A 9,665-nucleotide genomic window follows, 5' to 3' on the forward strand; every position below is an offset into this window, starting at 1 on the left:
GGCGGCGGCTTTATCTTCCCTGGAAAAATATGGCCACTAAAAACCGTTTTTCATCGAAATCGTCCTCCTCGGCGTCGCTCGTGCCCTGGCTGGGCATCGCCGCCATCGTCATCCTGTTCGACCAGATCACCAAGATCACGATCCTGAAGACCTTCCGCTACGCGCAAGAGATGGTCATCACCTCGTATTTCAACCTGGTGCTCGCGTATAACAAGGGCGCCGCGTTCAGCTTCCTGTCCGACCAGGGCGGCTGGCAGCGCTATTTCTTCACCGGCATCGCCCTGGCGGCCGCCATCTACATCATCTATCTGCTGAAAAAGCACGCCGGCCAGCGCATGTTCTGCTGGGCCCTGGCGCTGATCCTCGGCGGCGCGCTGGGCAACGCCATCGACCGCCTGGTGTACGGTCACGTGGTCGATTTCCTCGACTTCCACTGGAAAAGCTGGGGCCATTTCCCCGCTTTCAATATCGCCGACAGCGCCATCTGCATCGGCGCGGCCCTGTTCATCATCGATGAACTGCGCCGGGTAAACAAATAAACACGCGGGAGAACGGCATGGAATTGTCCGGCAAAAAAATCGTCCTGGGACTTTCGGGCGGCGTCGCCTGCTACAAGGCGGCGGAACTGTGCCGCGCGCTGACGAAGGCCGGCGCCTCGGTGCAGGTGGTCATGACGGATGCCGCCAGCCACTTCATCACGGCCGTGACCATGCAGGCGCTGTCCGGCCACCCCGTGCACACGAGCCAGTGGGATGCGCGCATAGACAACAACATGGCGCATATCGATTTGACGCGCCACGCGGACGCCATCCTGATCGCGCCGTGCTCGGCCGATTTTCTGCGTAAACTCGCCCATGGCGTGTGCGACGACCTGCTGTCGACCCTGTGCCTGGCCCGTCCCTCCCACCTGCCCTTGCTCGTGGCGCCGGCCATGAACGTGGAAATGTGGCAAAACCCCGCCACGCAGCGCAATGTGCAGCAGCTGCGCGACGACGGCATCACCCTGTTCGGCCCGGCCGCCGGCGAACAGGCCTGCGGCGAAACTGGCCTGGGCCGCATGCTGGAGCCGGAACAGCTCTTGACGGAGCTGATCGCAGCCTTCCAGCCGAAAGTCCTGGCGGGCAAGCGCGTGCTGGTCACGGCCGGCCCCACTTTCGAGGCCATCGACCCCGTGCGCGGCATCACCAATCTGTCCTCGGGCAAGATGGGCTATGCGGTGGCGCGCGCGGCGCGCGAAGCGGGCGCCGAGGTGCTGCTCATTTCCGGCCCGACGGCCCTGGACGCGCCGTTCGGCGTGCGCCGCATCGACGTGCAAAGCGCGCAGCAGATGCATGATGTGGTACTGGCCCACGTCGACGGCCAGCATGTCTTCGTCGCCGTGGCCGCCGTGGCAGACTGGCGCGTGGCCAACGCCAGCGACCAGAAGATGAAAAAGCAGGCCGACGGCTCCGTGCCAGAACTGCAGTTCGTGCAAAATCCCGACATCCTGGCCACCGTGGCGGCACGCACCAACCTGGCCGGCTATCCGTACTGCGTGGGCTTTGCCGCCGAATCGGAAAACCTCGTGGAATTCGGCTCGGTCAAGCGCGAGAAAAAAGGCATTCCCCTGCTGGTCGGCAATATCGGTCAGAACACGTTTGGCCAGGACGACAACACCATCATCCTGTTCGACGAGGAAGGCCATACCGTGCTGCCGCGCGCCCCGAAACTGAACCTGGCGCGCCAGCTGATTTCGGAAATCTCGAAGCGGATCGCCAGGAATTCGCTGCTCAAATAATCTTTTTTATACGCTTTAGCTCATTTAGATTCATGAAAAATATCGACATCAAGATCCTCGACGCCCGCATGCAAGAACTGCTGCCGGCCTACGCCACCCCGGGCAGCGCGGGACTCGACCTGCGCGCCTGCATAGCCGAATCCATCACCATCGAAGCGGGTCAGACGGTGCTCATTCCGACCGGCCTGGCCATCCACATCGGCGACCCGTCGTATGCGGCCATGATTTTGCCACGCAGCGGCATGGGCCACAAAAACGGCATCGTATTGGGGAATCTGGTAGGCTTGATCGACTCCGATTACCAGGGCCAGCTGATGGTATCGACCTGGAACCGGGGCCAGAGCGCATTCACGCTCAATCCCATGGAACGCCTGGCGCAACTGATTATCGTGCCGGTGCTGCAAGTGGGCTTTAACGTCGTCGAGGAATTCGGCGACAGCGAACGCGGTGTTGGCGGTTTCGGCAGCACCGGCAAACATTAAGGATTGACACTTATGCCAGGTTTCCGCCATCTGATCCCAGCCCCAACCTCGCTGCGCCGACTGGCCACTCCCCTCCTGTTGGCCGGCGCGGCCATTCTGGCCGGCTGCACCACGCCGGCGACGAATGTCAGCGGCCCGTTCAACGTCGTGCCGGCGCCCGATGCGCCCGCGCCGACGGCGCAGCAAAGGGCGGCGCAGGAAGAACTGGTGAAGATGGTGGCGCTGCAGGACCGCCTGTCGAAAGTGTCGGCGCCCCTGCTGATCAATAATGCGGACCTGTGCAAGACGTATGCGCGCAACCTGCTGGGCTTCACGGCGCAGAACAAGTATTCCTACCCCGGTATCTATGCCGACGCGGCGCAGGCGGCACTCGGCTACGGCGAGCAGATGCAGGTGTCCAGCGTCTTGCCGGGCAGCGGCGCCGCGCGCGCCGGCTTGCGCAAGGGCGATGGCTTGCTGGCCGCCGAAGGCAAGCCGCTGCCGGCCGGCCCGAAAGCGGAAGGCCCGTTCGGCGCCATCGTCGGCCCGCTGGCCTCGAAAAGCGCGAGCCTGAACATGACCATCGCCCGCGACGGCCAGCAGCAAGACCTGAAAATTCCCGTCACGCGCGCCTGCGCCTTCCGCGTCGCCCTGGGCAATGCGGACAATATCAACGCGTATTCGGACGGTTCGCGCATCATGCTCACGCGCGGCATGGTCAATGCGGCGCAAAACGATGAAGGCATCGCCTTCGTCATCGCCCGCGAAATGGCGCACAACATCCTCGACCACGCGCGCAGCCAGCGCACGGCGGGTACGGCCGGCAGCATCATCGACAGCCTGGGCGCCGTGCAGCCCGACGTATCGATGCTGACGGGCGCCGCCGGCATCAAGGCCATGCCGCAGGAACTCGACGTGCAAGCCGACACCCTGGCCATCTACCTGCTGGCGCGCGCCGGCTACAACGTCGACAACGCCGCCCGCTTCTGGCAGCGCCTGGCCACGCAAGTGCCGGCCACGGTCGCCAACGGCTACACGGCCCTGCACCCGGGCACCAACTCGCGCATGGCGGCGATCAACCGCGCCGTCACTGACGTGCGCGCCAAGCAGGCGGCGAAGAAGCCGTTGAAGCCTTAAACGCCAAAGGCGCCTGATGCAGCAGGTTTGCTCAGGCGCCGGGGAAGTTCGGGAAATAGGTGCCCATGACCCAGGTCAGGGCGCCGCAAAATACCACCGCCAGGAACAGGGCGATGAGCAGTTTGCCAAACTTGGGGATGCCGTCATCTTGCGTCTTTTGGTCGTTCGACATGAAAACTCTCCGCAGGCTGTTGGAGAGCGTAGTATAGCCACAATATTAAAAAATATTCCATACTTTGCCGCCTGCCTGCGGCTTTCCTTCCGCGCCCCATGGACAGCATCGACCTTGAAGTTCTGAAAACCAGCGCCGCCTGGCTCGCCGCCGGGCACCGCTGCGAACTCGTCACCGTCATCAAGACCTGGGGCTCCAGCCCCCGCCCCGTGGGCGCCACCCTGGCCATCTGCGACGATGGCACGGTGGTCGGCTCCGTCTCCGGCGGCTGCATCGAGGATGATTTGATCGACACCGTGCGCGTGCACGGCATCGTGCGCACCTTGCCGGAAATCGTCAGCTACGGCATCAGCGCCGACGAGGCGCACCGCTTCGGCCTGCCCTGCGGCGGCACCATCGAACTGGCCATCGAGCCGCTGCACGCGGACAGCAAGGTGGCCGAACTGCTGGCACGCCTGGAAGCGCATGAACTGGTCGAGCGCCGCCTCGACCTGCCCAGCGGCGCCGTCACCCTGCAGCGCGCCACGCCGGGCGCCGGGCTGGCCCTGGAAGACGCGGTGCTCACCACGCAGCACGGCCCGCGCTGGCGATTGCTGATCATCGGCGCCAGCCAGCTGTCGCGCTTCGTGGCGCAGATCGCCACGGCCATGGATTACCACGTCATCGTCTGCGACCCGCGCGAGGAATACCGGGGCGGCTGGAACGTACCGGGCGTGCCCCTGCTGCACGCCATGCCGGACGACCTGGTGCTGGAATTAAAACTCGACAGCCGCAGCGCCGTCGTCGCCCTCACGCACGACCCCAAGCTCGACGACCTGGCCCTGATGGAAGCATTGAAATCGCCGGCTTTTTATGTCGGCGCCATCGGCTCGCGCGCGAATAACGCCAAGCGCCGCGAACGGCTGCTGCAGTTCGACGTCAGCGCCGAGCAGCTGGCGCGCCTGCATGGCCCCATCGGCCTGTACATCGGCAGCAAGACGCCGGCCGAAATCGCCATTTCCATCCTGGCCGAACTGACGGCCGTGAAAAATGGCGTGCCCGACGCGCTACAGATCCAGCACGCGGCGGCCCTGAGCCCGCCCACCACCGACATCTGCGCCCGCTAAGGACCGCAGCAAGAAACGCGGTGCGCCGGCGGCGCGCCCCTGCTACCTTCACTGAATTTGGCCACCATGACCCTGCTGCACTGGACCCTCCCCCTGCCCGCCGGCTACCGCCGCGACGACGTCATCGCCTTTCACAGCCGCGATACGGAAGCCGTGGCGGAACAGGTCACCGCGACGGGCCTGCGCAAGGGCATCCTGCTTGCCGGCGTGCCCGTCGTGCTGGACGTGGCGTTCGCGGACGCCGCGGCCGTCTGCCGCGCCGAGATCGACGGCAGCGCCAGCGACGCTCTGCACACGGCGCTGCACGGCGCCCTGCTCAACATCCTCGGCCTGCGCATCGACCCGCAACCCTTCGCGCAGCTGGCCTCCGGCGATCCGCTGCTGGCGCCTTTGATCCGGCTTAACCCGGGATTGCGCATCGTGCAATCGGCCAGCCCGTTCGAGGCGCTGACCTGGGCCATCATCGGCCAGCAGATCAACCTGCCGTTCGCCATTTCCCTGCGCCGCACCTTCATTCTGCAGGCGGGGCGCCGGCATGGCAGCGGCTTGTGGTGCTACCCGGAGGCGCGCGACGTGGCGCGGCTGGACATCGAGGATCTGACCAGCCGCAAATTCTCGCGCGCCAAGGCGGAAACCGTGCTGCGCCTGGCGCATCTCGTCGATGACGGGGAATTGTCGCTGGAACTGCCCCCTTCCGGCGACGTGGCGGCCATTTCGCAGGCGCTGCTGGCCGTCAAGGGCATCGGCCCGTGGACCGTCAATTACGCGCTGCTGCGCGGCTACGGCTATGCCGACTGCTCGCTGCACGGCGACGTGGCGATCCGCGCCGCCCTGCAAAAGCTGCTCGGAGAGGAAACGAAACCGGACATGGCGCGCACGGAACAGTGGCTGCGCCAGTACGCGCCGCACCGCACCATGGCGGCCGCCCACCTGTGGGCCAGCCTGCATGCGCCGGCAAAAAATATGTCAAACGAGCGGGAATAAACGGCGGGCGGCACGCGTCTATCCCTTGCAAGCCCCACCAAAACCTCAAGGAGATCATCATGCGCTTTACCACTTTCGCCGCCACTGCCCTTTTCACCGCCTTGTCCGCCCCCCTGGCCTTTGCCGCCGACGTCATGCCCGCCAACGGCATGCTGGTCAATGCCAGCGGCATGACCCTGTATGTGTTCGACAAGGATGTCGCCGACAGCGGCAAGAGCGCCTGCAGCGGCGGCTGCCTGGTCGCCTGGCCCGCCGTCATCGCCACCGACGCGGCGCCCGCCGCCCCGTATGGCAGCATCAAGCGCGAAGACAACGGCGCCATGCAGCTGACCTACAAGGGCAAGCCCCTGTACCTGTACAAGGAAGACAAAAAACCAGGCGATGTGGCCGGCGACAATTTCAAGAACGTGTGGCACGTCGTCAAGCCCTAAGCTCACTATCCCGCCGCCACGATGACCACGCAAGAGGACAGCCGCCAGCTGCAAGCGTGCCTGCCCGGCCTGCGCCGCTATGCGCGCGCGCTGGCCGGGGCCCTGCACGCGGACGACCTGGTGCAGGACACCGTGGAGCGGGCGTGGCGCAAGCTCGATCAATGGCAGCGGGGTGGCGAGATGCGGCCCTGGCTGTTCTCCATCATGCATAACCTGCACGTGGACCAGCTGCGCCGCCCCGGCCTGGCGCTGCAGGAGCTCGACGACGATACCGTGCTGCCCGCGCCGGAGCGCGCGCCCGGGCAAGCCATCGCCATCGGCGAGATGGATGCGGCGCTGGCCCGTTTGCCGCTGGGGCAGCGCGAAGTGATCCTGCTCGTCGCGCTCGAACAGATGCCGTACGAGCAGGTGGCGGCCACCCTCGACATTCCCGTCGGCACCGTGATGTCGCGCCTGTCACGCGGGCGCGACAAGCTGCGCACCCTGCTCGATGGCCGCCCTGCCGGCAGCCAGGGCAGCGGCCCACCCACCCTGAAAGTCGTGAAATGACAACGCAAGCCATCAGCGAAGCGCAATTGCACGCCCTGGCCGACGGCGTCCTGCCCGAAGACCAGCGCGCGGCCGTCGACGCCCACCTGCGCGCGCATCCCGGGGATGCCGCCAGGGTCGATGCGTGGCGCGAGCAGAACCGGCAATTGCGCGCCCTGTTCGATCCCGTGCTGGACGAAGCCGTACCGCCTGCCCTGCTGCAGGCGGCGGCCCCGCCGGCGGCGAACGGCGCCTGGCGCCGCCCCGCCATGCAGGCGGCAGCTGCCGTCGTGCTGGTGCTCGCTGGCGGCGCGGGCGGCTGGCTGCTGCGCGGCGATGGCGGCGATGGCGGTGACATGCGGAGCGCCAGCGCCAGCCCCATCTCCCTGGCGCGCAGCGCCGCCATCGCCCATGCCGTCTACACGCCCGAAGTGCGCCACCCCGTCGAGGTGGGCGCGGAACAGGAGGCGCACCTGGTGCAATGGCTGTCGAAACGCCTGGGCAGCAAATTGCAGCCGCCTGCGCTGTCGCCGCTCGGCTACCACCTGATCGGCGGGCGTTTGCTGCCCGGCGATGGCGACGGCCCCGTGGCACAATTCATGTATGAAGATGGCAAAGGCCAGCGCCTGACCCTGTACGTGGCAAAAGAACGGGCCGGCAAGCAGGAAACGGCCTTCCGCTACACGCAGGAAAAGGACTTGAGCGTGTTTTACTGGATCGACGGCCAGCTCGGCTATGCCCTCTCGGCGAGCCTGCCCAAACAGGAGCTGGGCAAGATCGCCGACGCCGTGTACGCGCAGCTGGAAAGTCACTAAACAGACTCTTCCATTTTCCGGAATTCTGCAATCCATTTCACGCCGCACCATTGCAGCAGCAACGCTGCGGTGGCGACCAGGGCGGCGCAGGCCGCCAGCAGCCACACGGGCCAGTCCAGCAGGAGCAGTACCCCGCCTGCTGCGGCGCCGATGGCGCTGCCCAGGTACAGCGCCGATTCGTTGAGGGCGATGGCCAGGTTGCCGTCGCCCTGCCGCGCGCGCACGGCCAGCAACTGCTGGTTCTGCGGCACTTGCAGAGCCCAGCCAGCCGCGCCCCACAGCACGATAGGCGCCAGCATCAGCCAGGCCGACCAGCTGGCCGCCAGCGGCAGCGCGCACAAGGCCAGCGCCAGCAGCAGCAAGATGAGCCTAGTCAGCCTCGGCGCCGCCACCTTGTCCGCCTGTGGTCCCACCAATACGCTGCCCGCGATGCCCCCCACGCCCCACGCCCACAGGAAGGGCGTGGTGGAAATTTCCGCGCCGTGCGCGGACCACGCCAGCAGCGGCGCGATAAACGTGTACATGCCCAGGCTGGCGATGGCCGCCAGCAGCGACACGAGCAGAATGGCCAGCACCTGCCCATCGGCCAGCAAGGCCAGCTTGCGGCGCAGCGAGGTCGCCGGTACTTCCGGCAGCGCGGGCAGTTTCCACAGCAAGCCCGCCAGCGCCAGCGCACCGAGGACGGCGACCAGCCACAGGGCCGCCGTCCAGCCCAGCTGCTGCGCCAGCAGCAAGCTCAATGGCACGCCCAGCACCGTGCCGCCCGCCATGCCGCCCATGATCGCGCCGATGGCCTTGCCACGCTGCCGCGGCGCCGACACGCCCGCCGCCGCCGCGATGCCCAGCGCCAGGTAGACGCCGGCGCCGATGCCGGCCATGGCCCGCCAGGCCAGCAGACTGGAAAATCCTGCTGCCAGCGCGCTGGCCCCGTTCGCCAGCACGAACACGCCCAAGGCGAGTAACAGGCCGGAGCGTTGCGCGCGCGCCGGCAGCAAGGCCACGGCCAGGGGCGAGCCGAGGCCATAGGCCAGGGTGAACGCCGTCACCAGCTGAGCGGCCATCGCCAGGGACACGGAAAAGGCGCCGGCGATCATCGGCATCAGGCCCGCCGTCACATACGACGCCATGCCCAGCGCGAACGCGCCCACGGCGATCAGGTAGACGGTGACAGGCAGCGCGGAGTCGGCAGGCGCTGCGGCACGGGAGGAAGAATAGTCAGACATGGGCACGCTTTCGGGAAGAAAGCAGGCATTTTGGAATACAATATAAACAATTACAATTTAACTGTTTATGCTATTACTGGCAGCAACAGGCTCACCGGAAAACCCCCACCATGCGCACTTTGGCCCGCACCCGCCACGAACTGGCCGCCTACCTGCAGGCGCGCCGCGCGCGGCTGTCGCCCGAGGACGTGGGTTTGCCCGGCGGCGGGCGGCGCAGGACGCCGGGCTTGCGCCGCGAAGAAGTGGCGGCGCTGGCCGGCGTGGGGCTGACCTGGTACACCTGGCTGGAACAGGGGCGCGACATCGGCGTCTCGAGCGCCTTTCTCGACAAGCTGGCCGAAGTGCTGAAACTGGACGGCGGCGAACGGCGCCACCTGTTCCTGCTGGCGCATGCGCGTCCGCCGGCCGAAGAGGGCAAGACGTTTTGCGTGGTGCCGCCGCCCGTGCGCCGATTGATGCACGAACTGGCGCATCCGGCCTATGTGCTCAACCTGCGCTGGGACGTGCTGGCGTTCAATGCGGGCGCGGACGCCCTGTTCGGCTTTGGCGCGCATGTGCCGGCGCGCCGCAACCTGCTATGGTTGCTGTTTACCGACCCACTGCTGCGCTCGCGCTTCACGGCCTGGGAAGAGCAGGCGGCGCTGATGCTGTCGAGCTTTCGCCGCGACTACGCGCGCGCCACGCAGGAAGCGGATATCCACGCGCTGGTGGAGGAACTGGAAAAGGTCTCGCCCGAGTTCAAGCAGTGGTGGCGCCGCCATGACGTGCATGCGCCGTGCGCCGGCGTGCGCCGCCTGGACGTCGGCGGCGAGCAGGTCGCCTACGAGCACACCTCGCTGACCATCGATGCGGACCGCCACTTGCGGCTGATCGTGTATGCGCGCCAGCAGGCAGAAGACCTCGCGCCGTAAACGAAAAAACCGCGGCCCTCTTGCGAGGAACCAGCGGCTTCGAATTGGTTGCGGGGACAGGATTTGAACCTGTGACCTTCGGGTTATGAGCCCGACGAGCTGCCAGACTGCTCCACCCCG

Annotated in this window: 12 protein-coding genes; 10 read left to right on the forward strand and 2 right to left on the reverse strand. The window is 66.5% G+C overall.

Annotated elements, in window-relative coordinates:
- Positions 1-29 precede the first annotated feature (29 nt).
- Genes lspA through AC1Q6X_RS20365 form a run of 4 tightly spaced genes read left to right on the forward strand, consistent with a single transcriptional unit; the run spans position 30 to position 3,375 of the window.
- Entirely contained in the window at positions 30-539 is a 510-nt protein-coding gene (lspA, locus tag AC1Q6X_RS20350; protein ID WP_070224538.1) for a signal peptidase II, read from the forward strand.
- A gap of 17 nt (positions 540-556) precedes the next feature.
- On the forward strand, positions 557-1,777 hold the full coding sequence (gene coaBC, locus AC1Q6X_RS20355) for a bifunctional phosphopantothenoylcysteine decarboxylase/phosphopantothenate--cysteine ligase CoaBC (protein ID WP_492498246.1): 1,221 nt from the start codon (positions 557-559) through the stop codon (positions 1,775-1,777).
- A gap of 32 nt (positions 1,778-1,809) precedes the next feature.
- Complete coding sequence (gene dut, locus AC1Q6X_RS20360) at positions 1,810-2,259, forward strand: dUTP diphosphatase (protein ID WP_070289098.1); 450 nt, start codon at positions 1,810-1,812, stop codon at positions 2,257-2,259.
- Positions 2,260-2,271: 12 nt separating this feature from the next.
- Positions 2,272-3,375, forward strand: a complete 1,104-nt coding sequence (locus AC1Q6X_RS20365; RefSeq protein WP_492498247.1) for a M48 family metalloprotease — start codon at positions 2,272-2,274, stop codon at positions 3,373-3,375.
- Between the two features lie 31 nt (positions 3,376-3,406).
- On the opposite strand, the gene AC1Q6X_RS20370 is transcribed toward AC1Q6X_RS20365, so the two are convergent.
- Complete coding sequence (locus AC1Q6X_RS20370; protein ID WP_162995759.1) at positions 3,407-3,547, reverse strand: hypothetical protein; 141 nt, start codon at positions 3,545-3,547, stop codon at positions 3,407-3,409.
- A 98-nt stretch (positions 3,548-3,645) separates the two neighbouring features.
- Between AC1Q6X_RS20370 and AC1Q6X_RS20375 the strand changes: the two genes are divergently transcribed.
- From AC1Q6X_RS20375 to AC1Q6X_RS20395, 5 genes are all read left to right on the forward strand, one after another.
- On the forward strand, positions 3,646-4,653 hold the full coding sequence (locus AC1Q6X_RS20375) for an XdhC family protein (RefSeq protein ID WP_492498248.1): 1,008 nt from the start codon (positions 3,646-3,648) through the stop codon (positions 4,651-4,653).
- 66 nt (positions 4,654-4,719) lie between these two features.
- Positions 4,720-5,637 carry a DNA-3-methyladenine glycosylase 2 gene (locus tag AC1Q6X_RS20380; protein WP_492498249.1) on the forward strand — a complete coding sequence of 306 codons (918 nt, stop codon included), beginning with the start codon at positions 4,720-4,722 and terminating at the stop codon, positions 5,635-5,637.
- 59 nt (positions 5,638-5,696) lie between these two features.
- A complete protein-coding gene (locus tag AC1Q6X_RS20385; protein WP_492498250.1) occupies positions 5,697-6,068 on the forward strand; it encodes a COG4315 family predicted lipoprotein in 372 nt (123 codons plus the stop codon).
- A gap of 21 nt (positions 6,069-6,089) precedes the next feature.
- On the forward strand, positions 6,090-6,617 hold the full coding sequence (locus AC1Q6X_RS20390) for an RNA polymerase sigma factor (RefSeq protein WP_492498251.1): 528 nt from the start codon (positions 6,090-6,092) through the stop codon (positions 6,615-6,617).
- Positions 6,614-7,411, forward strand: coding sequence for an anti-sigma factor family protein (locus AC1Q6X_RS20395; RefSeq protein WP_492498252.1), 798 nt, complete (start codon positions 6,614-6,616; stop codon positions 7,409-7,411). Before AC1Q6X_RS20390 ends, AC1Q6X_RS20395 begins: the two co-directional genes overlap by 4 nt.
- Here the strand turns inward: AC1Q6X_RS20395 and AC1Q6X_RS20400 are convergent.
- Positions 7,408-8,634: an MFS transporter gene (locus tag AC1Q6X_RS20400; RefSeq protein WP_492498253.1), complete on the reverse strand. Its 1,227-nt coding sequence runs from the start codon at positions 8,632-8,634 to the stop codon at positions 7,408-7,410. The two genes, AC1Q6X_RS20395 and AC1Q6X_RS20400, sit on opposite strands and share 4 nt — an antisense overlap.
- A 110-nt stretch (positions 8,635-8,744) precedes the next feature.
- Between AC1Q6X_RS20400 and AC1Q6X_RS20405 the strand changes: the two genes are divergently transcribed.
- Entirely contained in the window at positions 8,745-9,545 is an 801-nt protein-coding gene (locus AC1Q6X_RS20405; RefSeq protein WP_492498254.1) for a helix-turn-helix transcriptional regulator, read from the forward strand.
- Positions 9,546-9,665: the final 120 nt, after the last annotated feature.

The organism is Janthinobacterium sp. GW823-FHT06H09, from assembly GCF_058794735.1.